The organism is uncultured Oceanisphaera sp., assembly GCF_947495715.1.
In the GTDB taxonomy this organism is placed as follows: Bacteria; Pseudomonadota; Gammaproteobacteria; order Enterobacterales; family Aeromonadaceae; genus Oceanimonas; species Oceanimonas sediminis.
On sequence record NZ_CANLZU010000026.1, the window covers coordinates 1 to 23,909 of the forward strand.

Genomic DNA, 23,909 nt, shown 5'->3' on the forward strand with positions numbered 1-23,909 from the left:
GGTGGCTATGGCGGGATTCGAACCTGCGACCCCATCATTATGAGTGATGTGCTCTAACCAACTGAGCTACATAGCCATTGCTTTCTCGTTGATGACGTCTCGTCACCGAACGGGGCGCATTATGCGTATCCGGGCCAAAAGCGTCAACCGTTTTTTCCCGAAAAGTTTGACCTTCTCAATTGTTTGGCCAGAAACTGAACGGGTTGCCGAGAGACTATACAAAACCCGGTGAGATTTACAACACGGCGAGAGGATTAGGGATTAGGGAATAGGGAATAGGGAATAGGCGGGGGAGCAGGGACTGGGGATCGGGTCCCCAGTCCCTCAGGTGTATTTAGACGTTGAACAGGAAGTTCATCACATCGCCGTCTTTGACGATGTAGTCTTTGCCTTCGGCGCGCTGCTTGCCGGCTTCCTTGGCACCCTGTTCGCCCTTGTAGGTGATGAAGTCTTCATAGGCGATGGTTTGGGCGCGAATAAAGCCTTTCTCGAAGTCGGTGTGAATTTTACCGGCCGCCTGGGGGGCAGTGGCACCCACGGGGATGGTCCAGGCGCGTACTTCCTTCACCCCGGCGGTGAAGTAGGTCTGCAGGTTGAGCAGCTCGTAACCGGCGCGGATCACCCGGTTCAGGCCCGGCTCTTCCAGACCCAGATCGGCCATGAATTCGGCGGCTTCTTCCGCATCCAGTTCGGCAATTTCCGACTCCATGGCGGCGCACACCGGTACCACGACGGCGTTTTCGGCGGCGGCGATTTCCATTACCTGGGCCAGGTAGGGGTTGTCCTCGAAGCCGTCGTCATTGACGTTGGCAATGTACATGGTGGGCTTGATGGTGAGGAAGTTCAGGTAGTCGATGGCCGCCTTTTCTTCCTTGGTCAGTTCGACGCTGCGCAGTACCCTGGCTTCTTCCAGTGCCGGCAGTAATTTTTCCAGTACCGCCACTTCAAATTTGGCATCCTGGTCGCCGCCCTTGGCCTTCTTGGCGTTACGATGGATGGCACGCTCGCAGGTGTCCAGATCCGCCAGTGCCAGTTCGATATTGATAACGTCGATATCGTCCTTGGGCGACACCTTGCCGGATACGTGCACGATATTGTCATCGTCGAAGCAGCGCACCACGTGGCCGATGGCGTCGGTTTCACGAATGTTGGCCAGGAATTTGTTACCCAGACCTTCCCCCTTGGAGGCACCGGCGACCAGGCCGGCGATGTCCACAAATTCCATCGAGGTGGGCAGTATGCGCTGAGGCTTGACGATTTCGGCCAGGGCATCCAGACGCTTGTCCGGCATCGGCACCACGCCGGTGTTCGGCTCTATGGTGCAGAACGGAAAGTTGGCGGCTTCGATACCGGCCTTGGTCAGCGCGTTGAACAGGGTGGATTTGCCTACATTGGGCAGGCCCACGATACCGCATTTAAAACCCATGATGAGTGTCCTGAAAGTGATGACTAAAAGAGTTACTTGGTGGAGTCGGCGTTAAAAGCATGCAGGCGATTCATTGCCTTGTTCATGCCATCGTTAAATAAAATATCGGTGCAGCGAGCGGCCTCGTCGACGGCGGCTTCCAGCAGGCTGTGCTCGGCGGCCGGTGCCTTGGTCAGTACAAAGCCGGCGACCTGAGACTTGTGGCCCGGGTGACCGATGCCAATGCGCAGACGGTAAAAATCCTTGTTGTTACCCAGGCTGCTGATGGTATCGCGCAGGCCATTATGACCGCCGTGGCCGCCGCCCTGCTTGAAGCGGGCGCTACCCGGAGGAAGATCCAGTTCGTCGTGGGCCACCAGAATCGACTCGGGCGGTATCCGGTAAAAATTGGCCATGGCAGCCACCGCCTTGCCCGAACGGTTCATGAAGGTGGCCGGGATCAGCAGGCGGACATCTTTGCCCTGGATGCGTACCCGGCTGGTCCAGCCGAAGAACTTGCCTTCTTCTTTCAGCTGGCCGCCGTGCATCCGGGCCAGCTCGGCCACATACCAGGCGCCGGCATTATGGCGAGTCTGGGCGTATTCGGGGCCCGGGTTAGCGAGCCCGACAATCAGTTCGATAGAGTGCATATGCTGAGTCGGCCGTTAAAATGACGCCATATTCTAATTAAGAGCGGCAATAATGGCCACCTCGGTCGAACCAATCGACCATAATAGGCGGTTTGAACAGTATTATTTACAATGTTTGTTGTTATTGTTTTTCATAATTTGGGTGTATGATCGTTCATTTTACACCCAGAACTCCTCTGCTACGGAATAACATCATGTTCGAATTATTAGGCTGGTCGCTGCTGGCCGGGGTGGTCAATGCCCTGGCCGGCGGCGGTCTTTTTTTCACCCTGCCGGCCTTGCTGGCGCTGGGGCTGCCCAGTACCGGTGCGGTGGCTACCGCCAGCGTGGCGTCCTGGCCGGGTTATGTCAGCGCCTTCTGGGGCATTCGTCGCCAGTTGAGCCAGGGACCTCTGCTGGCGCTGACCCTGATCGGTCTGCTGGGCGGCGGCCTGGGTGCCCTGACGCTGGTGCAATTTCATGCGGATAACTTCAACTATCTGGTGCCCTGGCTGTTGCTGGGGGTGAGTGTGCTCTACGGACGCCAGCTGTTGAGCCGCTCCGGCTCCGAGGGGCCGCTGCAGTTGCGTCGCCGGGCCTGGCCCATGTTACTGGGCGGCAGTTTTTACGGCGGCTTCTTCGGGGGCGGCCTGGGGGTCTTGCTGATGGCGCTGTGCGGCCAGCTACGTCTGGGGTCAAATCTGCAGCAGCATGCGATCAAGCTGTATCTGTCGATGCTGGCCAGCGGTGCCACCATACTGGTGTATTCGTTGTCGGGGCTGGTGTACTGGCATGAAGCCTTGTTGCTGGCGCTGGGTTATCTGCTGGGGGGCAAGCTGGGGGCCAGGGTGCTGGTGTGGATCAGACCGAAGCTGCTGGCCTGGGGCATAGTGGCCTTTGGTATCGGTCTCAGCGGCTATTACTTTGTGCGGTTTTACGGGTAACTGCGGGGATTGGGGATTGGGGAACAGGACTGGTAAAGAGTCTGAAGGTTCTGGTTCAGTCCGAACCAATCAAGTCGCCTGTAGTCTTGCAGTCCCGCTAAAACGGAGCATGATGCCCAGTCCCCAGTCCCCAGTCCCCAGTCCCCAGTCCCCAGTCCCCAGTCCCATCCACAAAAAAAGCCCGCGAATTCGCGGGCTTTTTGACTTTCGGCTTTCAGCTTAACGCTTCAGGCTCTCAGTGCTTACTGCTCGAACATGGCGGAGATGGATTCTTCGTTGCTGATGCGACGAATGGCTTCGGCCAGCATCGGCGACAGAGACAATTGCTTGACCTTGTCCAGTGCCTTCATCTCTTCGCTCAGCGGAACCGAGTCGGTGATGATGACTTCATCGATCACGGAATCCTTGATGTTCTGAGCGGCGTTGCCGGAGAACACGGCGTGAGTGGCGTAGGCAAATACCCGCTTGGCGCCGCGCTCTTTCAGGGCTTCGGCGGCCTTGCACAGGGTACCACCGGTGTCGATCATGTCGTCGACGATCACGCAGTCACGGCCTTCAACGTCACCGATCAGGTGCATCACCTGAGACACGTTGGCGCGGGGACGACGCTTGTCGATGATGGCGATGTCGGTTTCGTCCAGCAGCTTGGCCACGGCACGAGCGCGAACCACACCACCGATATCGGGTGAAACCACCACGGCATCCTGCAGGTTCTTGGCTTTCATGTCTTCCAGCAGCACCGGGGTACCGAAGACATTGTCTACCGGCACATCGAAGAAACCCTGAATCTGTTCGGCGTGCAGGTCAACGGTCAACACCCGATCAACACCCACGCTGGACAGGAAGTCGGCCACTACCTTGGCGGTAATCGGCACACGAGAAGAGCGTACACGACGATCCTGACGGGCATAACCGAAGTAGGGGATAACCGCGGTGATACGACCGGCGGAGGCACGACGCAACGCATCCACCATCACGATCAGTTCCATCAGGTTGTCGTTGGTCGGAGCACAGGTAGACTGGATGATGAAGACATCGCCGCCCCGTACATTTTCGTTGATTTGAACGCTGATTTCGCCATCACTGAAACGGCCGACATCGGCAGCACTCAGTTTGATGAAAAGACGGTCGGCGATACGTTGGGCGAGTTCCGGCGTAGCATTACCAGCAAACAGCTTCATGTCGGGCACGGTTGAAAACCTCGGGGTTGCTTCATGGGTGGCGAGACTGGACGGGGCCGTGAACCCGTTATCACGGAACAAACATCCGCTATCCAGCCTGTTTTAGAATTCTATTCTAGTCTGTCGTGCGCCTGGCAGGTAGTCGGGTTAAAAACCCGGACGGCAAGTGGGCCTTGTGCTCTGTCGTCCTGCAGGTGTCACTGAACAACCGATTGACTCTTGAAACCAAGAGCGAAACAGGGCCCATCCCCGGTTTCTGCAATCGTTGTCTAGGTTGCCGTGTTTGATGACGGGGTGGCGGCGTCCATTTTCTGTAATGCACTGAAAAGTGGCGATAAATTGCAGCCTTTCGCGACAAATCCGCGTGTGCCTTCCGGTGCCTTTGCCAGGGTTTGTTCTGCCTTTTCCCGGCTGCCAAAACTGGCGAAAATACAGGCTCCGGTGCCCGTCATTCTTGACGGCGCGTATTCTAGCAACCAGCCAAGGAGCTTGGCAACCTCGGGGTGGTGCTTTTTGACCAGGGGTTCACAATCGTTTTGCCAGGGTAACGCCAGCCGTTGTTGCAGGCTTAATACCGGGCTGTTACGGGGGAGTTCCGGGTCGTTGAACACGGCGGCGGTGGCCACTTCAATCTCGGGATGCAGCACCAGATACCAGGGCTCTGGCGGGTGAGCCGGAGTCAGAATGTCGCCCACGCCTTCGGCAAAGGCGGCCTGGCCGCGGATAAATACCGGCACATCGGCACCGAGTGTCAGCCCCAGTTGTGCCAGTTGTTCTGTTGGCAACCCGAGCTGCCATAACCGGTTCAGGGCCACCAGGGTGGTGGCGGCATCGCTGGAGCCACCGCCCAGGCCACCACCCATCGGCAGGCGCTTGGTCAGGTGAATGCGCGCCCCCCGGGTGCAGCCGGTGTGGTGTTGCAGCAGACGGGCGGCCTTGATGATCAGATTTTGTTCCTCGGTCACCCCGGGCAGAGCGGGATGCAGCGACAGCTCGCCGTCGGGGGCGGGCTCGAAGCCCAGGCTGTCACCGTGGTCGACAAACTGAAACAGGGTTTGCAGGTTGTGGTAACCGTCATCCCGGCGGCCGGTAATGTACAGAAACAGATTCAGCTTGGCCGGAGCCGGCAGCACCATCATCATTTCAGCTCCCATTGGTTGATGGCCAGACGCAGGGTGGTGGTGTCGTGGCTCAGATCGAGCCGGCTGGGCAGCCAGAGCCCGTCAATCCGGGTATAGCCCAGATAACGCAGTCGCCAGCCATGGGCCACTATGGTTTCGGGGCGCCCGTCGGCATCATATTCCACCTGATCCGCTTCCCCCGGCAGGCCCTTTATCCAGTACGACAACTGCTCGACCGGCAGATCCCAGCCGGTGAGGCGAAACACCAGCTCGCGGGCATCGGTCGCCTGGTGTTGCCGGCCCTCGCTGTCGGTCAGTACCACCAGCCCCTGACGCCGACTCAAATCGAACACCCGCTTGCCGACCACATTGGTCAGGTTCATGCGGTAGTCATCGCTGTTCTGACGCCAGAACAGGCTGAGGCTGCCACGTTCATCGGGGGTGATAATGCCGAGCCGCGCCGACAGCTGCCATTGCTGCAATTGAGCCAGGGTGGTTTTCTGGGCTTGCCAGGAGCCGACGGGGGCTTGCTGAGCCTGGTAGGCACAGCCCGACAGCCACAGCAAAGCAAAGATGAACAGTAAAATACGCACGGATAACCCCGGAATGAAATTTGTCGTCAGTATAAGGGCAAGGTCAGCGCCTTTTAAAGCCCCGGTCTTTCTCGTACAATAGCCGGCTATTCGAAAGATGCTGTGAGCCGCGCAAAACCCTCATGAACCTGTTGGTACTGGGAATTAATCACAAGACAGCTTCCGTCGCCCTGCGCGAACGGGTGGCATTCGGACCTGAACTTGCCCCCAAGGCACTTCGGGAGCTGATGCATACCCAAGGCGTAAACGAGGTGGTGATACTGTCGACTTGTAACCGCACCGAGCTTTACTGCTGTCTGGAACCCGATGGCGACAGCGATTCGGTGCGGCACTGGCTGCAGCATTTTCATCGGCTGGATGAAGATGAACTGACCGCCTGTCTGTATCAGCACAGCGGCGAAGAGGCCGCACGACACTTGATGCGGGTTTCCTGTGGTCTGGACTCCCTGGTGTTGGGAGAGCCGCAAATACTGGGTCAGATCAAGCAGGCCTATGGCCAGTCGCATCAGGTCGGCTCTCTCAAGGGCGTGCTGGAACGGTTGTTTCAGAAGACGTTTTCCGTGGCCAAGCGGGTGCGCACCGAAACCGAAATTGGTGCCAGTGCGGTGTCGGTGGCCTTTGCCGCCGTCAGTCTGGCCAAGCGTATCTTCTCCGATCTCAGCCGTACCCGGGTGTTGCTGGTGGGGGCGGGTGAAACCGTCGAACTGGTGGCGCGTCATCTCAAGGAACAGTCGGTCACCAAAATGATGGTGGCCAACCGTACCCTGGATCGGGCCCAGAACCTGGCGCAGGAGTTTGGTGCCGAGGTGATGACCCTGGAGCAGATTCCCGACTATCTGCCCAAGGCCGATATCGTGATCAGCTCCACCGCCAGCCCCCTGCCGATCATCGGCAAGGGCATGGTAGAGCGGGCGCTCAAGGCGCGTCGCCAGCAGCCCATTCTGCTGGTCGACATCGCAGTGCCACGGGATATCGAGCCCGAAGTCGATGAGCTTAACGACGCCTATCTGTACACGGTGGATGATTTACAGGGCATCATCGAGCAGAATCTGGAGAGCCGCAAACGGGCCGCCGGTCAGGCCGAACTCATCATTCTGGATGAGCGGGATCAATTCATGGCCTGGTTCCGCTCGCTCGAGTCGGTGAACCTGATCCGCGATTACCGCAGCCAGGCCGAGCAGTTACAACAGCAGGAACTGGACCATGCCCTACGGGCGCTGGCTCACGGCGAAGATGCCGCGCAAACCATGCAGCGGCTGGCACGTCGGCTTACCAACAAACTGATCCACACTCCTACTCAGGCGCTGAACCAGGCGGGCAAAGACGGCGAGCAGGAAATCCTGGCCGTGCTGGCCCAGAGCCTGAAGCTTGGTCAGCGCTGATTGAGCCACAGCGGCGAGACATCATGAACATATCCATACTGAAGAAACTGGAAGGCCTGCAGGAGCGTTACGAAGAGGTGCAGGCGCTGCTGGGCGAAGCCTCTGTTATCAATAATCAGGACCGCTACCGGGCCCTGACTCGTGAATATTCCCAACTGGAAGACGTAGTCGGCTGTTTTCGCCGTTATCGTCAGGCCGAAGCCGACCTGGCTGCCGGCAAAGAGATGCTGGCGGAAGACGACGCCGAGATGAAGCTGATGGCGCAGGAAGAAATCGACGCCGCCAAGGACACCATCGAAGCCCTGAGCGTCGAGCTGCAGATACTGCTGCTGCCAAAGGATCCCAACGACGACAACAACTGCTTTCTGGAAATCCGCGCCGGTGCTGGCGGCGACGAGGCTGCCATCTTCGCCGGCGACCTGTTTCGCATGTACAGCCGTTACGCCGAGCAGCAACGCTGGCGGGTGGAAATCATCAGCGCCAACGAGGGCGAGCATGGCGGTTTCAAGGAGCTGATTGCCCGCATCGAAGGAGTCGGCGTCTACGGTCAACTCAAGTTCGAGTCGGGCGGCCATCGGGTGCAACGGGTGCCCGAGACCGAGTCGCAGGGCCGTATTCATACCTCCGCCTGTACCGTGGCGGTGATGCCCGAGGTGCCGGAAGCCGAAGCCATCGACATCAACCCCGCCGATCTCAAGATCGACACCTTTCGGGCCTCCGGCGCCGGTGGTCAGCACGTCAACAAAACCGACTCGGCCATTCGTATTACCCACCTGCCGTCCGGCATGGTAGTGGAATGCCAGGATGAACGTTCGCAGCATAAAAACCGGGCCAAGGCGATGGCGGTACTGAACTCGCGGCTGGCGCAGATGGAGCAGGACAAGCGCCATGCCGAAGAACAGAACACCCGTCGCAACCTGCTGGGCACCGGCGATCGCTCCGACCGCATTCGAACCTACAACTACCCGCAGGGGCGAGTGTCGGATCATCGTATCAACCTGACCCTGTACCGGCTGAGCGAAGTGCTGGAAGGTCAGCTCGACATGCTGACCCAGCCGATATTGCAGGAACACCAGGCCGATTTGCTGGCCTCGCTGGCGGAGCAGTAATGACCCTGGCGCAATGGCGGCAGTGGCTGCGAGCGCAACTGGCGGGGGGCGAGTCGCCGGCGGTGGATGCGGACGTATTGCTGTGTCATGTGCTGGCCAAACCGCGCAGTTTTCTGCTGACGTGGCCGGAATACGAGCCGACGGCGGCCGAGAGTGAGCAGCTGACGGCCCTGTTGGCCCGCCGGAAGAGCGGTGAGCCGGTGGCCTATCTGACCGGCGAGCGCGAATTCTGGTCGCTGGCGCTGGAAGTGTCACCCGCCACCCTGATCCCTCGACCCGACACCGAAATCATCATCGAGGCGGCCCTGGCCCGTTTGCCTGCGCGGCCGGCCACCCTGGTGGATCTGGGCACCGGTACCGGCGCCATTGCCCTAGCACTGAAAAGCGAACGTCCGGCCGATACGGTGCTGGCGGTGGAATACAACCCCGACGCCGCGGCGCTGGCCCGGCGTAACGCCACTCGGTTGGAGCTGGATGTTGAGGTACGCCAGGGCAGCTGGTTCGCGCCGCTGACCGGCCAGCGTTTTGATATGATACTGTCCAACCCGCCCTATATCGACGCCGCCGATGCTCATTTACAATCAGGAGATGTGCGTTTCGAGCCGGCGTCGGCGCTGGTGGCGGAGCAGCAGGGCATGGCGGATCTGCATTATTTGATTGACCAGTCTCGCGAGCATCTTGAGCCTGGTGGTTGGTTGCTGCTGGAACACGGTTGGCAGCAGGGCGCCCTGGTGCGCAACGACTTGTCGGCGCTGGGCTACCAGCAAGTGGAAACCCTGCGCGATTATGGCGGTCAGGAACGAATAACATTGGCACAGTGGCCCGGGAGGCTGAATGCTGAAAACAAACATCAGTGATGGCTGGTCAAGCGACGAGCCTCGTAGTCTGATGACGCTGGCACTGGACGTGGTGGAAAGCCTCTACGGGCTCAAGGCACGGGATCAGGCGGAGATCAGTCTCTTTGGCCTGGAGCGGGAACTGGCCGAGCAGTTGCCGAATCAGCAGCAAGAGCAGGCGCAAGACACGCCAACGGCGCAGCAGTTGCTGTCGGCACTCTATGGCCCCTTGGGCGTGACGGGTGACTGGGAGCGCTTTTTCTCCAGCGATAACTGCCTGATGAACCGGGTACTGAGCCGTCGTCGCGGCATTCCGGTGACCCTGGGTATTCTGTTGCTGCACCTGTGCGAGCGTTTCGGGATCAAGGCCGAGGGTATCGGCTTTCCGGGGCATTTTCTGGTGCGTGTCTGGTTCAAGAAAGAAGGCGTGGTTATCGACCCCTTCACCGGCCGTCACTTGTCTCGTCATGAAATGGAGCAATTGCTGCGTGGTGCCCGGGGTAACCTGGCCCGCATCAAACCCAATCATCTCAAGGCCGCCGAAAAGCTGGAGATACTGACCCGACTGCTGAACGTGACCAAGGCGTCGTTTATTCATCACAAGCAATTTTCCCAGGCCCTGGCCTGCAGCCAGCTGTTGCTCAAGCTCAAGCCCGACTGTCCGTTTGAACGGCGTGATCGGGGATTTCTGTTCGAGCAACTCGACTGCGATCAGCTTGCCGCCGATGATTTTGAGTTCTTTATCGAGCACTGCCCGGAAGATCCGGTGGCCGATGTGCTCAAAGCCCAGATAGTGGCCCTGGATCTGGGCCCCAAAACCCTCCATTAGGAGCAGTCTTGATGAAAACCGTTCATATCAATCATATTCCCGTTGCCAACGATCAGCCCTTCGTGTTGTTCGGCGGTATCAACGTACTGGAGTCGCGCGATCTGGCCATGCGGGCCTGCGAGCATTACGTCAAGGTGACCGACAAGCTCGGTATTCCCTATGTGTTCAAGGCCAGCTGGGACAAGGCCAACCGTTCCTCCATTCATTCCTTTCGTGGCCCCGGCCTGGAAGAGGGCATGAAACTGCTGCAGGAAGTGAAGGACACCTTCAAGGTACCGGTGATCACCGATTTGCACGAACCCCATCAGGCGGCACCGGTGGCCGAAGTGGCGGACGTGATCCAGTTACCGGCCTTTCTGGCGCGACAGACCGATCTGGTGGAAGCCATGGCCAGAACCGGCCGGGTGATCAACATCAAGAAGCCCCAGTTCCTGAGCCCGGGGCAGATGAAGAATATCGTCGATAAATTTATCGAATGCGGCAACGACCGGCTGATGCTGTGTGAGCGCGGTGCCAACTTCGGTTACGACAATTTAGTGGTCGACATGCTGGGCTTCGGCGTAATGAAACAGGCCACCGGTGGCGCGCCCATTATCTTCGACGTGACTCACGCCCTGCAGTGTCGTGACCCATTGGGTGAAGCCTCGGGCGGCCGTCGCGAGCAAATCGTGGATCTGGCGCGCGCCGGCCTGGCCACCGGCATGGCAGGCCTGTTTCTTGAAGCGCACCCGGATCCGGCCAACGCCAAGTGCGACGGCCCCAGCGCCCTGCCGCTGGCCAAGCTCGAACCCTTCCTGGCCCAGCTGAAGGCGCTGGATGAACTGGTGAAAAACTTCGAGCCGCTGGATACCTCGAACTAAAAAATACTTCTAACTAAAAAGCCCGGCTGAATAGCCGGGCTTTTTAATGGCTCCCTGTCGGCCCGACTTTAGTCGGGAGCTTTTTATACCAAGCTGATTAAATAACTGATCTATTTGGTTGCTCTACAAAGGTCGGACAAAGGGCCAGCTCCGCCGACACGCCGTGAATACCTCCATGTAGGCTCCACCGCGCCATCCTTGGCGCGGAGGGTCGGCGGAGCAGATCCCTTTATCCTCCCTGACGCCAGAGAGTTGCCTGTAGGCGACATCTGCGGACAACTCGGTGTTCCAGAAGAGGCAACAGAGAACGGCTCCCACGACCGTGAAATGCCAAGGCCGGAAAATGCTCCTGCCGTTCCGGCATTCCCGCCCTCCCTGGCGGTCAGACGGCATTTCCGAGCCCCTATGGGGCAGCTTGCTGCCGTATATCTTTGTTGGGTAATGGACCAAATATCCAGTGAATATTCGCAGCCGTTATCCAGCAAAGATGGCTAGCCCAGTGGCGTATCGTGGGAGGCGGCTGTGTTGCCTCTGATCTGAGGCCTTAATATGACCAGATCATTACTGGGGTTGGTATTACATAGCCCCACTGAAGTGGGGCCTACAAGGTGACCCACAGAAAAATCTGGCTGTGGTTTTAACGTTTTACCCCCCTAGGGATCAGGTGATCTCGCTGGGTGACTGGGGATCTTTCGGTGCAGCGGCCGGCTCTATGATGGGCTGCAGCAGCTTGCCCAGATCCATCGGCAGTGGAAACACGATGATCTTGCTGTTGTCGTTGGTAATTTCGGTCAACGTCTGCAGATAACGCAATTGTATCGCTTCCGGCTGCTGGCCCAGCATGCGAGCGGCTTCCAGCAACTGCCTGGAGGCTTCCAGCTCACCGGTGGCGTGAATGACCTTGGCCCGACGCGACCGTTCGGCCTCGGCCTGGCGGGCGATGGCGCGGATCATCGACTCGTCCAGATCGACGTGTTTGATCTCTACCGCCGTGACCTTGATACCCCAGTTGTCGGTGCTCTGATCCAGAATTCGTTGCAAGTCTGCATTGAGGGTGTCCCGGGCCGAGAGGATCTCGTCCAGCTCATGCTGACCCAACACCGATCTCATGGTGGTCTGGGCCAGCTGACTGGTGGCCTCCAGAAAGTTTTCGATATTGATGATGGCCTTCTGCGGATCCAGCACCCGGAAATAGAGCACCGCATTCACCCGTACCGTGACGTTGTCTCTGGAGATCAGATCCTGCGACGGCACGTCCATGGTAATGATACGCAGATCGACCCGCACCATTTGCTGCACGAAGGGGATCAGGATGATGAAACCGGGCCCCTTTATCTTGTAAAAACGCCCCAGCAGGAAGATCACCCCCCGTTCGTATTCCCGCAGTATTCGAAACATGCTGGCAAACAGCATCACCACCAGGATCACTATCAGCAGCTGGAAGTAGAGAAAATCGATGATCATGACGGAGTCTCCTTCGCCGGAGCGACGTTGAGGGTGAGATCTTCTACCGCCAGCACCACTATGGGCTGATGGGCGGCAACGGGTTGCCGGCTGCGGGCCTGCCAGCGTTCGCCCTGCACCATAACGGTGCCGGTGGGGTCAATGATGGTCAGGGCGATGCCCTGTTCCCCGATCATGGCGTTTGCGCCCGACACCGGCGCGGCATGACGTTGTTTAACCAGCATTCGCACCACCACCAGGATCAGGGTCAGTGAAAACAGGGTAAAGGCGGCGATAAAAGGCCAGGCCACCCTGAATGCCTGATCCGGGGTGTCGAACAGAAGCACGGATCCGATGACGAAAGCGACCAGGCCACCACCGCCCAGAATACCGAAACTGGGAGAGAGCCCCTCGGCCACCATCAATGCGAGTCCCAGCCCCAGCAGGGCCAGTCCGGCGGTACTGAACGGCAGCATCTGCAACGCCAGCAAGGCCAGCATCAGGCAGATGGCGCCGGTGACCCCGGCCACGCCGAAGCCGGGGCTGTAAAACTCCAGCAGGAGACCATAGACGCCGACCAGCATCAGCAGATAGGCGATATTGGGGTTGCTGATGGTGATGATAAAGCGCTGGCGCCAGTCGGGCTGGCGCTGCTCGCCCTGCAGTCCGGAGCTGGCAAAGGTATAGCTGCTGCCGTGTAGCTCCAGTGTGCGACCGTCAAGGCCCTGCAGCAGGGCCGGTATATCGTCGGCGATCAGCTCGATGACATTTTTGTCCAGCGCCTCGGTGGCGGTGAGAGTAGCGGCATCGCGTACCGCCAGCTCGGCCCAGTCGGCGTTGCGTCCGCGCAGCTGGGCCAGAGAACGAATATAGGCGATGGCATCGTTCAGGGTCTTGCGTTCCATGGCGGTGCTACCGGGAGACGACGTATCCTGCGGGTCTTCGTCTTCACTCTTGTCTGTGCTCTTGTCTTTTTCGGTCGGTGTACCAGGCAGGGAGGGGCCGCCTATCTGCACCGGCGTGGCCGCGCCCAGATGGGTACCCGGCGCCATGACGGCCACATGGCTGGCATAGAGAATATAGGTGCCGGCCGAGGCGGCACGGGCGCCACCGGGTGACACATAGACCACGACCGGTATGCGTGATTCCAGTATGGCGGTGATGATGTCCCGGGTGGCGCTGTAAAGGCCACCGGGGGTGTCCATGTTCAGCAGTACGAAGGCGGGTTTCTCTGTCTGTGCCTGATTCAGCTCGGTGACGATAAAGTCCGAGGTGCCGGGGCCGATGCCGCCCTTGACGTCAAGCTGCCAGTAACGCTCTTGCGCCAACGCCTGCATTCCCAGCCCCAGCCACAATAACAGCACTAACAATAATAACGGCCCACGCCAGCTCATCTTATTTTCTCCAGTTCCATCCTCATTAGAGCTTAGTGCATGACATCGGTTTGGTTGTTATTTGACCGCCTTTGGGGGCTCAATCCCGGACAAAGAGCCCGCTCCACCGACCCGCCGTGAATCCATCCATGGAGGCTCGACGGCGCCATCCATGGCACCAACGGTCGCTGGAGCAGATCCCTTTGTCCTCCTTGATGTATTGGCGTCTCCTGTTGGCATCGTCAACCGGATACTCAGTTGTCAAGAAGAGACGGCAGGGATTGGCTCAGCCGACCATCACATGCCACGGATGGCATGTGTGAGCGTTACATATATGTACTTGTAGCGTGTCGGAAGAGGTAACCCTGATGTCTCTTTGTACGTACTAGCAAACCAGTAGACTTGTGGCTAGGAGAAAGCCGTCAGCATTATGCCGACGGCGGACTTTGCTTTACCATTTACCGCCATGTAACGAGCATTGGCCGACATGCAGGCCCGGGAGTGAGAATGAAGATAAGAGCGGCGACCAAGGCCGATTTGGGTGAGGTCTTTCGGCTGGAGCTGGGAGGCTTTGGTGAACACGGCTATCCTGATTTTTTTATTCGTCAGGCGCTTGATCTGTGGCCGGGCACCCTGCTGGTGGCGGAAAGCGAAGCGGGGCTTGTGGGATATGCCCTGGGCAGCATGGGCGAGGCGAAAGAGCAGGGCTGGATTCTGTCGCTGGCGGTGGATGAACGGCAGCGGGGCCTGGGGATCGGCAGGGCATTGCTGCAACGATTGCTGGCCGAGCTGGCACAGCGCGGCTGTTGCGAGCAACGCTTGACCGTACACCCGAATAACCCGGCGGCGGGACTCTACCGCTCGCTGGGATTTGAATTTGAGACTGAGGAGCCGGATTATTTCGGACCCGGCGAACCCCGGCAGGTCTTGCTGCGCCGGGGATAAACGGCCATTACTGCAGGCGTGCGGCCTGCTCCAGGCTTTTCCAGTCGCTGAACAGATGCACCGGATCGCATAGCTGGCTCATGGCGTGCAGGGCGGTGGCATAGCCAAGCTGTAACCCGAACAGGCGCACCCCCTGCTTTTCCTTGGCCTGGTCTACCTGCTGGCGCAGGGCGGCGTCGACCTGAAACTCGCCGTCGCTCACCAGCAGAATATCCGCCTGCTGCCAGCCTTGCTGCTGCAGCCGCTGCAAGGCCGCCTGCAGCGGCGTATTGACGTCGGTGCCGCCGCTGAAGGAGCCGCGCAGCATGTCCAGCAGCTCGGGCAGGGTCAGTGTTTGGTTATCCAGGGTCAGCAGTTCATCGGCGCCGCCGAACAGGTAGATAAGACAACCTCGATTCTGTTTTTTGGCCAGGCGCAGGGTTTCAAGCACCAGCGCTTTCGAGACCTGCTCTGCCATGCCGTGCATGGAAGCCGAGGTATCCAGACACAGAATAAGGGGTCCCTGTTGCAGACCCTGACCGGCACCTTCGCCCTTGCCGGAGCGGGGAGACGTCCAGTCGTTGCCGGCGTCGATGGGCATGACCCCGGCCACCGCATAGCTGAGTAATCCCTGCTCGGCCCGGCGGGCATGCCACAGCATGTGCAGTACCTCGTGGCCCATGAAGGCCGCCTCCAGCGGCAGCATACGGGCCAGATTGTCGGAGCGGGTAATGCCCTGGGTTTCCATCGGAACACCGGGTATTTTTCGCTCCTGCGGACCTTGCTCCTTCGGGCTCATCTGCTGCATCAGCCGGCTCAGGCTGGCGCTTTGCTCCGGGTTCGGCCTTTGCTGGCCCAGCAACTGCAGCAGGCGCTGCAATGGCTGAATTTGTGCCACCCACTGACTGAGCCGCAACAGATCAAACCAGGCGCGATCGCGTAGCTGGCCGCTGTTCTGGTCGGTGCCGATGGCCGGGGCTATGCCCAGCTCTTCCGCCACCTGATCCAGTGACTGCCACAGGCTGACCCTGTGCTGCCACTGTTCGGCCAGCTTGTTCAGCTCGCTGCGAGTATGGCGTGCCCGGGCGCGGGCTTGTGCCAGGCTGGCCGGAGTTCCGTGCAGCGTCAGCCCTATGGCGGTGGCCGGCCAGCTCAGCTCTACCTGCTCCAGCGCCAGCAGAATGTCCTGCACCACCGCCTGGGCCACTTCCGGGGTTTGCTTGCAGTAATCCAGCGCGCCGGAGCGCACCAGTAACTGGCGAAGTCGGCGTTCGGTACTGCTGTTGAGCCAGCTACCGGGCCGGGGCAGTTTGCCCTTATCCAGTTGTTCCAGCATGTGTTGCACCTGGGTGGCCCTGGGCAGCAGGCTGCCGATCGGGTGGGTCACCACCAGCGCAAACAGGTGTTCCGGAATCGATGCCAGTGGGCTCAGTCCGGGCGGCAAAGGGGCGCTCACGGGTCAGTCCTCGACCGGCAGGGCGGCAAAGTCACGGTGCAGCTGTTGCAACCGTTCCCGTTGCTGTTGCAATTGCTGTTGCTGCCGCTCCAGCTGGCGCGTCGCCTGAGTGGCCAGATCCTGCTCCAGCCACAGGTGCTGGCGCAGGCGCTCGCTCAGGCCGTTCAGCTGCTGACCCAGCCAGCCGAGATAATGGGTCAGCTCGTCGATACGTTCATCGAGCTGGCGCAGACGCGAGGCGATGTGCGTCGCCGGCCAGGCCTTGGGCTGCAGGGCGGTGGGGCGCTGATAGCTTTCCAGCAGCGGCTGGTATTGGTCCAGACTGCCGCCGAGGTTGCGAATTTCATCGGCGGTAAAGCTGGCGTCCGGCAACCGGGGCTGACGAAAGAGGGGCTCGCCCCTGGCATTGCGGCGCGGGCGCTGGCCCCGGGCTTCGGTGACCGGCTGGCCCTGCTCGTCCAGATAGAGCTGATAGCCCTGTTCGTTCAATGCCGGCAGCACAGGATCCGCATCCTGCTCCAGCCGTTGCTGCCAGCTGTCGACCAGCTCGGTGATCAGTTCGGGGCTGAAGCCCGGATCGGCGGCGATGTGCCGGTGCAGCCAGTCGTTCAGTTGCTCGAACTGCTCCGGTTGCTGCCACAGGCAGTGGGGCAACAACCAGGCATCAAACAGGCCGGCTTCGGTCTCGCCATTGCAGAAGGCGGACACCTTGAGCAGCTTGACCACCTTGCGCCAGCGTCGATCCGACACCGGAATATCCTGCTCGGCCAGAAAGGCACGCAGGCTGTGCAGCAGCCGGATCAGCGCATCGGCCAGCTGCAGTTGCTCGGCGCCGTCGCGAATGGCACTCAGATCGTCCCGGCTCAGGCATTGCTCGGGCGAGGGTGCTTGATAATCGTGATTCAGGGTCAGCAGGGCGGTAAAGCTGTCGTCCTGTATCGGCGCCACCTGAAAACGCAGCAGAAAACGGTCGTATAGCGCGTTCAGCTCGGCTCCGTCGGGCAGCTCGTTGCTGGCGGCGATCACCGAAACCAGCGGCACTCGCACCCGTTCGCTGCCGTTGTCGAACTGGCGTTCGTTGAGCAGGGTCAGCAGGCTGTTGAGGATGGCGCTGTTGGCCTTGAAGATTTCGTCGATAAAGGCGATGGCGGCTTCCGGCAGGTAGCCTTTGGTCTGGCGCAGGTAACGGTCCTGCTCCAGCGCCTTGATGGACAGCGGGCCGAACAGTTCTTCCGGTACCGAAAAGCGGGTCAGCCGCCGCTCGAAGTAACGGCCGTCATCCACCAGGGTGTGCAGGCGGCGGGCCAGTTCACTCTTGGCGGTACCGGGTGGGCCCAGCAGCAGCAGGTGTTCACCGGACAGGGCCGCCAGCAACGCCAGCCTGGCTGGGGTGTCCCGTTCCAGCAGCCCTTGCTGCAAATGGTTGATTAATGCTGCGATACGGGGTTTTACGACCATGTGCCAGACCTGTAAGTTAATTGTATTAAATGTATATCATTATTGTACTCAAAAAGCCTCGAGTGACCAGCATCAATCAAGTGCTCTTGTTCAGCATGGCGTCGTTGAACAGCGCCTTGTTGGCCACCAGCGCCTGTGGCTCGAAGTCGTCGACGTTGATGGTGCGCAAGCGGCTGGCTTCCGCCTGCTGCAGCAGGGCGGCTTCTTGTGAGTCAATGATGTCGGCGCTCAGAGCCTCTTTAGCCAGCTGATCCAGCCGGGTGAAGGACCGGCGGCCGAGGATTTGGGTGATTTTGTCGAATACCGGCTCGGCGGCGAGGACGTCGGTGAAGGCCTGCTCCAGCATGCCCAGCGGGTTACCATCCTCGGCGGCCAAGTAGAGCCCGTCGCCGATGTGCTGGCGTACCGTTCCCGGCGTTTGCAGGGCGCGGGCAACCTGATGATCCAGCCGGTCCGAAGGCCGTTTGAACGGGGCACCATAGGGCATCAGCAGGAACTTGAGGGTTTTGCCCAACAGGGGGGCGGGAAAGTTGTCGAGCAGCTCCACCAGTGCCACCTGTGCACGGTACAGGCCATCCTGACAGGCCCAGTGTACCAGCGGCAACACTTCGGCCGGGCGGCCTTCGTCGTTGAAGCGCTTGAGAGTGGCGGACACCAGATACAGCTGACTCAGCACGTCACCGAGGCGGGCCGACAGTCGTTCCTTGCGCTTGAGCTCGCCGCCGAGGCTGGCCATGGCCACATCCGACAACAGGCTCAGGTTGGCGCTCAGCCGGTTCATCTGGCGGTAATAAGGCGCTGTGTCATCAGCAACCGGCGTCGGGCTGAAGCGGGCCCCGGTAAAGCCGAACCAGAGGCTGCGCACCAGGTTGCCGATGGCGAAGCCGAGATGGCCAAATACCGCCTGGTCGAATTGCGTCAGCGCCTTGCGGGCATCCGGCTCCTGCACCGACAGCATCTCCGCCAGCAGGTAAGGATGGCAACGAATGGCACCCTGGCCGTAGATGATCATGCTGCGGGTCAGGATGTTGGCGCCTTCGACCGTGATGGCGATGGGGGCGCCCTGATAACCGCGGGCCAGGTAGTTGTTGGGCCCCATGCAGATACCCTTGCCGCCGTGAATGTCCATGGCGTCGATGATGCTGCGCTGACTGCGATCGGTGAGATGATATTTGACGATGGCCGACACCACCGAAGGCTTTTCGCCCAGATCGATGCCGGTTACGGTCAGCATGCTGGCCGCATCGGACAGGTAGGCGTTACCGCCGAGGCGAGCCAGCGGCTCTTCGATGCCTTCCATCTTACCGATGGGTAGCCGAAACTGGCGACGAATACGGCTGTAGGCACCGGAGGCCAGTGCCGAGACCCGGGTACCGGCGGTGCCGGTTGAGGGCAGGGTGATGCCGCGACCCACCGACAGGCATTCCATCAGCATGCGCCAGCCCTGACCGGCCATTCGCCGACCACCGATGATGAAGTCGATGGGCACGAACACCTCTTCGCCCTGAGTGGGGCCGTTCTGAAAGGGCACGTTCAGCGGAAAATGACGGCGACCTATTTTTACGCCGGGGGTGGTGGTGGGGATCAGGGCGCAGGTGATGCCGAGATCGGTCTCGCCGCCCAGCAAACCTTCTGGATCCTTAAGCTTGAACGCCAGCCCGAGCACGGTGGCGATGGGCGCCAGGGTAATGTAGCGTTTGTTCCAGGTCAGACGCATGCCCAGTACTCGCTCGCCCTGCCAGTCGCCCATGCACACCAGGCCCACATCGGGAATGGCGCCGGCGTCGGAGCCCGCTTCCGGCCCGGTGAGGGCAAAGCAGGGAACCTCTTCGCCGCGGGCCAGCCGGGGCAGATAGTGATCCTTCTGCTCCCGGGTGCCGTATTCCTGCAGTAACTCGCCCGGGCCAAGGGAGTTGGGCACACCGACGGTTGAAGCCAGCACGGCGCTGGTGCTGCACAGTTTTTGCAGGATGCGGGACTGGGCATAGGCAGAAAACGCCAGGCCGCCATACTGCTTTTCGATGATCATGGCGAAGAAGCCCTGCTTTTTCAGGTAATCCCAGACCTCGGGCGACAGATCGGCGCGCTCGTGAGTCACCTCCCAGTCGTTGGTCATGCGGCACACCTGCTCTACCGGACCGTCCATGAAGGCCTGCTCTTCGGCACTGAGCTTCGGTTGAGGATATTGGTGCAGGGTGTGCCAGTCCGGTTTGCCGCGAAACAGCTCGGCCTCCCACCAGGTGGTACCGGCCTCGATGGCTTCGCGCTCTGTGGAAGACATCTCCGGCATCAGCCCTTTATACAAGCCGAACAGCGGGCGGCTGAGCAGGCCGGATCGCAGCGGCGTCATGTTAAGCAACGCGGCCAGCACGGCAAAAATCAGCCAAAGGCTGGAGTGAACCTCGCCCAACAGGGTGCCCACCGCCAGTACCAATGCGCTGATCAGGGTGGTCGTGGACAGGCGGGAGCGGCGGTACGCCAGAATGCTCCAGGAAATCAGCAGTAGCAGCAGGGTAATCATCAATAACTCCTTTTACCGGCATCAGTGCGGCTGTGAGGTCTGACCTGTTTGGGTGCTCCTAGTTGTAATTCATACAAATGTTTAAAGCAAGCTGCGAAAAAGTTAAAGAAAAGGGCGCCATTCTTCCCGATTCTGCCGCACTCTCACCACAACAGGCGGTGGCCGGGATCGCCCGGCTTCCCGCTGCGGGTGACTTGTGCCAAAATGCCCTTTTATCGTGAGTGAGAGGCAATTTCATGTATCAGGATCTGATCCGTAGCGAACTGACCGACGCCGCCGAAGTGCTGAATCGCTTTCTGGCCGATGATGCCAATATTCAGGCCATCGAGCAGGCGGCCAAGTTGCTGGCCGACAGCTTCAAGGCCGGTGGCAAGGTGTTGTCTTGCGGAAACGGCGGCTCTCATTGCGATGCCATGCACTTTGCCGAAGAGCTGACCGGGCGCTATCGGGAAAACCGCCCGGGTTATCCGGCCATCGCCATCTCCGATCCCAGCCATTTGTCTTGCGTTGCCAACGACTTCGGTTATGAATACGTATTTTCCCGCTATCTGGAAGCGGTAGGGCGGGAAGGGGACGTGCTGTTCGGTCTCTCTACCAGCGGTAACTCCGGCAATATTCTCAAGGCCATCGAAGCGGCCAAGGCCAAAGGCATCCAGGTGATTGCCCTGACCGGCAAGGACGGCGGCAAGATGGCCGGTCTGGCGGATGTGGAAATTCGCGTCCCTCACTTCGGTTATGCGGACCGGATTCAGGAAGTACACATCAAGATCATTCATATTCTGATCCAGTTGGTCGAAAAAGAGATGGAGCAGGGATAAGCGATATGTGTGAATTGCTAGGGATGAGCGCCAACGTACCCACCGATATCTGCTTCAGCTTTACCGGCCTGATGCAGCGGGGCGGCCGCACCGGCCCCCACAAGGATGGCTGGGGTATCGTGTTTTACGAAGGCAAGGGACTGCGTACCTTCAAGGATCCGCAGCCGTCCAGTCAGTCGCGCATCGCCAGGCTGGTACAGGAGTATCCGATCAAGAGCTGCTCTGTGGTCAGTCATATCCGGCAGGCCAACCGGGGCGGCATCGCGCTGGAGAACACTCACCCCTTTACCCGGGAGCTGTGGGGCCGGTACTGGACCTTTGCCCACAACGGCCAGTTGAGCGGTTACGACCATCTTGAAACCGGGCGGCACAAGCCAGTGGGTGAAACCGACAGCGAGCTCGCCTTTTGCTGGATTCTGGATGCCATGGAGCGCCAGTTTCCCACCAAACCCCATGATGCCACGGACATGGCCGCCATGTTCCGTTATGTGGCCGGCCTGTGCGATCAGTTGCGTGTGCTCGGCGTGTTCAACATGCTGCTCACCGACGGCGAATATCTGATGACCTATTGCAGCAACAATCTGCACTGGATTACCCGCCGCGCCCCCTTCGGCCCGGCCCGGCTAATCGATGAAGAAGTCGAAATCGACTTTCAGAAGGAAACCACGCCCAACGATATCGTGACCGTGATCGCCACCCAGCCGCTGACCAACAACGAGCAGTGGCACAAGATGCAACCGGGCGAGTTCAACCTCTTCCTGCTGGGCGAACGAATCGCGGCTACCGATTTGTGAGCTTGTTCCCTGCAGATGGCTCTAATACCAATCTCACTAAACAAATGATCTATTTCATTTTTGTATAAAAGTCGAACAAAGGGCCCGCTCCCCCGACTCGCCGTGAATCCCTCCCTGGAGGCTCAGCCGCGCCATCCGTAGCGCGGATGGTCGGCTGAGCAGATCCCTTTGTCCTCCTTGATGCACCGGCGTTGTCTGTTAGCGCCACCTACAGACAACTCGATGCTTGAGAAGAGGCAACAGAGATCGACTACCACGACCGTGAAATGCCATGGACGGCATTTCCCGAGCCCTCAGGGATGAGTTCATGGCGTGTCGTGGGAGGCTGCTGTGTTGCCTCTGGAACCATGATTTATCTGCATTCACACAACAAAAAGCGCGCTTATGTCACCATAAGCGCGCTTTTTCAGTAGCAGAAGAAAATTACTCTCCGGCGTGACCCTGAGCGGGCAGCAAGGTGCCGTCCAGAAAGGCACTACCTTGCTGCATCATCAGACGACCGTCGCAGAACCAGCGCACCACCAACGGATAAATAGCGTGCTCCTGCACCTGTACCCGCTCGGCCACGGCCGCTTCGTCATCACCGGCAAAGATGGGCACCCTGGCCTGCAATGCCACCGGGCCGCCGTCCAGCTCTTCGGTAACGAAGTGCACGCTGCAGCCGTGCTCGCTGTCACCGGCCTCAATGGCTCTTTTATGCGTATGCAGCCCTTGGTATTTGGGCAGCAGGGAAGGATGAATATTGATCATTCGTCCCTGATAATGGCGCACAAAACCGGGGGTGAGGATGCGCATAAAGCCGGCCAGTACCACCAGATCGGGCGCATAGCTGTCGATTTGCGTCATTAACGCCGCATCAAAGCTGTCCCGATCCGCATAGTCCTTGCTGGGCAATACCGCCGTGGCGGTGCCCGCGATGCGGGCACGTTCCAGACCATAGGCGTCGGCCTTGTTGCTGACGACGGCCACCACGTCGCCGCCCAGCAGGCCGGCGGCGGACTGATCCAGCAACGCCTGCAGATTGCTGCCGTTGCCGGAAATCAGGACGACGATACGCTTCATTTGATCTCGACCTGCTCTTCGCCGTCGGCCGCATTGTCGATCTGACCGATAACCCAGGCTTGCTCGCCCGCGTCCTGCATGAACTTGACGGCGGCGTCGGCCTGGTCGGCCGGCAGGGCAATCACCATGCCCACACCACAGTTGAAGGTGCGATACATTTCATGAGTTTCCACACCACCGGCCTGCTGCAACCAGCCGAACACCTGCGGCCACTGCCAGCTGCTGCCGTCGATAACGGCCTTGGCACCTTTAGGCAGCACGCGGGGAATGTTTTCCCAGAAGCCGCCGCCGGTGATGTGGCTCAGCGCATGGATGTCGAACTGCTTGATCAGCTCCAGTACCGGCTTCACGTAGATGCGGGTCGGGGCCATCAGTGCATCGGCCAGGGTGCCATCACCCAGCGGCTGTTGCAGATCGGCCTCGCTGACTTCCAGCACCTTGCGGATCAGGGAATAACCGTTGGAGTGGGGGCCGCTTGACCCTAAGGCGATCAGCGCATCACCGGCGCCGACTTTGGTGCCGTCGATAATTCCGCTTTTTTCTACTACACCAACACAAAAACCTGCCAGGTCGTAGTCGCCGGCTTCGTACATGCCGGGCATTTCGGCGGTTTCACCACCGATCAGGGCGCAACCACTTAGCTCGCAGCCTTCGCCGATACCGGTCACCACGTCGGCGGCGGTGTCGACGTCCAGCTTGCCGGTGGCGTAGTAGTCGAGGAAGAACAGCGGCTCGGCACCCTGCACAATCAGGTCATTCACGCACATGGCGACCAGATCGATGCCCACGCCCTGATGACGCTTGAGATCGATGGCCAGGCGCAGCTTGGTGCCTACGCCGTCGGTGCCGGCGACCAGCACCGGCTCCTTGTAACCGGTCGGCAGCTGGCACAGGGCACCGAAGCCCCCGAGTCCACCCATGACTTCCGGGCGTTGAGTGCGACGGCTGACGCCTTTGATGCGTTCAACCAGGGCGTTACCGGCATCGATATCTACACCGGCATCTTTATAGCTCAGGGGTTTTTTCTGCGTCACGAGTGGTTACCTTGTCATTTTATTTAGGAGCGGATCTGGTACCGGTTGGCTCTTGTTGGCGGCTGTTGGCACCGTTGCCGGCTGTTAGTCACTGTTTCGGCCGCTATTCTAATTTAATGCGCGAGGCAGTGCCACCG

Annotated in this window: 21 protein-coding genes and 1 tRNA gene; 9 read left to right on the plus strand and 13 right to left on the minus strand. The window is 59.8% G+C overall.

The genetic code is table 11. The features are described from left to right. Nucleotides 1-2 precede the first annotated feature (2 nt). From Q0753_RS14870 to pth, 3 genes are all read right to left on the minus strand, one after another. Nucleotides 3-76: transfer RNA gene (locus tag Q0753_RS14870), tRNA-Met, on the minus strand. A gap of 258 nt (nucleotides 77-334) precedes the next feature. Beyond that, a complete protein-coding gene (gene ychF, locus Q0753_RS14875) occupies nucleotides 335-1,426 on the minus strand; it encodes a redox-regulated ATPase YchF (protein ID WP_298722818.1) in 1,092 nt (363 codons plus the stop codon). Nucleotides 1,427-1,458: 32 nt separating this feature from the next. Next, a complete protein-coding gene (gene pth / locus Q0753_RS14880; protein WP_298722821.1) occupies nucleotides 1,459-2,055 on the minus strand; it encodes an aminoacyl-tRNA hydrolase in 597 nt (198 codons plus the stop codon). A gap of 194 nt (nucleotides 2,056-2,249) precedes the next feature. Between pth and Q0753_RS14885 the strand changes: the two genes are divergently transcribed. After that, nucleotides 2,250-2,978, plus strand: a complete 729-nt coding sequence (locus Q0753_RS14885) for a TSUP family transporter (RefSeq protein WP_298722824.1) — start codon at nucleotides 2,250-2,252, stop codon at nucleotides 2,976-2,978. 242 nt (nucleotides 2,979-3,220) lie between these two features. Here the strand turns inward: Q0753_RS14885 and Q0753_RS14890 are convergent, their stop codons facing one another. From Q0753_RS14890 to lolB, 3 genes are all read right to left on the minus strand, one after another. Further along, a complete protein-coding gene (locus Q0753_RS14890; protein ID WP_298722827.1) occupies nucleotides 3,221-4,168 on the minus strand; it encodes a ribose-phosphate pyrophosphokinase in 948 nt (315 codons plus the stop codon). 260 nt (nucleotides 4,169-4,428) lie between these two features. Continuing rightward, nucleotides 4,429-5,298, minus strand: coding sequence for a 4-(cytidine 5'-diphospho)-2-C-methyl-D-erythritol kinase (gene ispE, locus Q0753_RS14895; RefSeq protein WP_298722924.1), 870 nt, complete (start codon nucleotides 5,296-5,298; stop codon nucleotides 4,429-4,431). Continuing rightward, on the minus strand, nucleotides 5,298-5,873 hold the full coding sequence (lolB, locus tag Q0753_RS14900) for a lipoprotein insertase outer membrane protein LolB (protein WP_298722830.1): 576 nt from the start codon (nucleotides 5,871-5,873) through the stop codon (nucleotides 5,298-5,300). The genes ispE and lolB overlap by 1 nt, the downstream gene beginning before the upstream one ends. Nucleotides 5,874-5,995: 122 nt before the next feature. Between lolB and hemA the strand changes: the two genes are divergently transcribed. Genes hemA through kdsA form a run of 5 tightly spaced genes read left to right on the plus strand, consistent with a single transcriptional unit; the run spans nucleotide 5,996 to nucleotide 10,889 of the window. After that, a complete protein-coding gene (hemA, locus tag Q0753_RS14905; protein WP_298722833.1) occupies nucleotides 5,996-7,255 on the plus strand; it encodes a glutamyl-tRNA reductase in 1,260 nt (419 codons plus the stop codon). 23 nt (nucleotides 7,256-7,278) lie between these two features. Next, on the plus strand, nucleotides 7,279-8,364 hold the full coding sequence (prfA, locus tag Q0753_RS14910; protein WP_298722836.1) for a peptide chain release factor 1: 1,086 nt from the start codon (nucleotides 7,279-7,281) through the stop codon (nucleotides 8,362-8,364). Beyond that, nucleotides 8,364-9,221 (plus strand): peptide chain release factor N(5)-glutamine methyltransferase, encoded by an 858-nt coding sequence (gene prmC / locus Q0753_RS14915; RefSeq protein WP_298722839.1) that lies wholly within the window; start codon nucleotides 8,364-8,366, stop codon nucleotides 9,219-9,221. Before prfA ends, prmC begins: the two co-directional genes overlap by 1 nt. Continuing rightward, nucleotides 9,199-10,029, plus strand: a complete 831-nt coding sequence (locus tag Q0753_RS14920; protein ID WP_298722842.1) for a tetratricopeptide repeat protein — start codon at nucleotides 9,199-9,201, stop codon at nucleotides 10,027-10,029. The genes prmC and Q0753_RS14920 overlap by 23 nt, the downstream gene beginning before the upstream one ends. Before the next feature lie 11 nt (nucleotides 10,030-10,040). After that, a complete protein-coding gene (gene kdsA / locus Q0753_RS14925; protein WP_104486797.1) occupies nucleotides 10,041-10,889 on the plus strand; it encodes a 3-deoxy-8-phosphooctulonate synthase in 849 nt (282 codons plus the stop codon). 660 nt (nucleotides 10,890-11,549) lie between these two features. Here kdsA and Q0753_RS14930 read toward each other — a convergent pair. Both Q0753_RS14930 and Q0753_RS14935 read right to left on the minus strand, forming a co-directional pair. Continuing rightward, a complete protein-coding gene (locus Q0753_RS14930; protein ID WP_298722852.1) occupies nucleotides 11,550-12,353 on the minus strand; it encodes a slipin family protein in 804 nt (267 codons plus the stop codon). After that, nucleotides 12,350-13,726 (minus strand): nodulation protein NfeD, encoded by a 1,377-nt coding sequence (locus Q0753_RS14935; RefSeq protein WP_298722855.1) that lies wholly within the window; start codon nucleotides 13,724-13,726, stop codon nucleotides 12,350-12,352. Before Q0753_RS14935 ends, Q0753_RS14930 begins: the two co-directional genes overlap by 4 nt. A gap of 486 nt (nucleotides 13,727-14,212) precedes the next feature. On the opposite strand from Q0753_RS14935, the gene Q0753_RS14940 reads away from it, so the two are divergent. Further along, nucleotides 14,213-14,650 (plus strand): N-acetyltransferase, encoded by a 438-nt coding sequence (locus Q0753_RS14940; protein ID WP_298722858.1) that lies wholly within the window; start codon nucleotides 14,213-14,215, stop codon nucleotides 14,648-14,650. A 7-nt stretch (nucleotides 14,651-14,657) separates the two neighbouring features. Here the strand turns inward: Q0753_RS14940 and Q0753_RS14945 are convergent, their stop codons facing one another. The 3 genes from Q0753_RS14945 to fadE all read right to left on the minus strand — a co-directional run bounded on the left by Q0753_RS14945 (nucleotide 14,658) and on the right by fadE (nucleotide 20,064). Continuing rightward, on the minus strand, nucleotides 14,658-16,085 hold the full coding sequence (locus Q0753_RS14945; protein WP_298722861.1) for a VWA domain-containing protein: 1,428 nt from the start codon (nucleotides 16,083-16,085) through the stop codon (nucleotides 14,658-14,660). A 3-nt stretch (nucleotides 16,086-16,088) separates the two neighbouring features. Then, complete coding sequence (locus tag Q0753_RS14950; RefSeq protein WP_298722864.1) at nucleotides 16,089-17,543, minus strand: AAA family ATPase; 1,455 nt, start codon at nucleotides 17,541-17,543, stop codon at nucleotides 16,089-16,091. 76 nt (nucleotides 17,544-17,619) lie between these two features. Beyond that, complete coding sequence (gene fadE / locus Q0753_RS14955) at nucleotides 17,620-20,064, minus strand: acyl-CoA dehydrogenase FadE (RefSeq protein ID WP_298722867.1); 2,445 nt, start codon at nucleotides 20,062-20,064, stop codon at nucleotides 17,620-17,622. Between the two features lie 236 nt (nucleotides 20,065-20,300). Here fadE and lpcA point away from each other — a divergent pair, with 236 nt between their 5' ends. Next, nucleotides 20,301-20,882, plus strand: coding sequence for a D-sedoheptulose 7-phosphate isomerase (lpcA, locus tag Q0753_RS14960; protein ID WP_298722870.1), 582 nt, complete (start codon nucleotides 20,301-20,303; stop codon nucleotides 20,880-20,882). A 5-nt stretch (nucleotides 20,883-20,887) separates the two neighbouring features. After that, nucleotides 20,888-21,676 (plus strand): class II glutamine amidotransferase, encoded by a 789-nt coding sequence (locus Q0753_RS14965; protein ID WP_298722873.1) that lies wholly within the window; start codon nucleotides 20,888-20,890, stop codon nucleotides 21,674-21,676. A gap of 423 nt (nucleotides 21,677-22,099) precedes the next feature. Here the strand turns inward: Q0753_RS14965 and purN are convergent, their stop codons facing one another. Next, nucleotides 22,100-22,738: a phosphoribosylglycinamide formyltransferase gene (gene purN / locus Q0753_RS14970; RefSeq protein WP_298722876.1), complete on the minus strand. Its 639-nt coding sequence runs from the start codon at nucleotides 22,736-22,738 to the stop codon at nucleotides 22,100-22,102. Next, complete coding sequence (gene purM / locus Q0753_RS14975; protein WP_298722878.1) at nucleotides 22,735-23,772, minus strand: phosphoribosylformylglycinamidine cyclo-ligase; 1,038 nt, start codon at nucleotides 23,770-23,772, stop codon at nucleotides 22,735-22,737. Before purM ends, purN begins: the two co-directional genes overlap by 4 nt. Nucleotides 23,773-23,909 lie beyond the last annotated feature (137 nt).

Coding starts and splice junctions, on each gene's coding strand:
- ychF (WP_298722818.1), bottom strand. CDS start 1,426: ATGGGTTTTAAATGCGGTATCGTGGGCCTGCCCAATGTAGGCAAATCC.
- pth (WP_298722821.1), bottom strand. CDS start 2,055: ATGCACTCTATCGAACTGATTGTCGGGCTCGCTAACCCGGGCCCCGAA.
- Q0753_RS14885 (WP_298722824.1), top strand. CDS start 2,250: ATGTTCGAATTATTAGGCTGGTCGCTGCTGGCCGGGGTGGTCAATGCC.
- ispE (WP_298722924.1), bottom strand. CDS start 5,298: ATGATGGTGCTGCCGGCTCCGGCCAAGCTGAATCTGTTTCTGTACATT.
- hemA (WP_298722833.1), top strand. CDS start 5,996: ATGAACCTGTTGGTACTGGGAATTAATCACAAGACAGCTTCCGTCGCC.
- prfA (WP_298722836.1), top strand. CDS start 7,279: ATGAACATATCCATACTGAAGAAACTGGAAGGCCTGCAGGAGCGTTAC.
- prmC (WP_298722839.1), top strand. CDS start 8,364: ATGACCCTGGCGCAATGGCGGCAGTGGCTGCGAGCGCAACTGGCGGGG.
- Q0753_RS14920 (WP_298722842.1), top strand. CDS start 9,199: ATGCTGAAAACAAACATCAGTGATGGCTGGTCAAGCGACGAGCCTCGT.
- kdsA (WP_104486797.1), top strand. CDS start 10,041: ATGAAAACCGTTCATATCAATCATATTCCCGTTGCCAACGATCAGCCC.
- Q0753_RS14930 (WP_298722852.1), bottom strand. CDS start 12,353: ATGATCATCGATTTTCTCTACTTCCAGCTGCTGATAGTGATCCTGGTG.
- Q0753_RS14935 (WP_298722855.1), bottom strand. CDS start 13,726: ATGAGCTGGCGTGGGCCGTTATTATTGTTAGTGCTGTTATTGTGGCTG.
- Q0753_RS14940 (WP_298722858.1), top strand. CDS start 14,213: ATGAAGATAAGAGCGGCGACCAAGGCCGATTTGGGTGAGGTCTTTCGG.
- Q0753_RS14950 (WP_298722864.1), bottom strand. CDS start 17,543: ATGGTCGTAAAACCCCGTATCGCAGCATTAATCAACCATTTGCAGCAA.
- fadE (WP_298722867.1), bottom strand. CDS start 20,064: ATGATTACCCTGCTGCTACTGCTGATTTCCTGGAGCATTCTGGCGTAC.
- lpcA (WP_298722870.1), top strand. CDS start 20,301: ATGTATCAGGATCTGATCCGTAGCGAACTGACCGACGCCGCCGAAGTG.
- Q0753_RS14965 (WP_298722873.1), top strand. CDS start 20,888: ATGTGTGAATTGCTAGGGATGAGCGCCAACGTACCCACCGATATCTGC.
- purN (WP_298722876.1), bottom strand. CDS start 22,738: ATGAAGCGTATCGTCGTCCTGATTTCCGGCAACGGCAGCAATCTGCAG.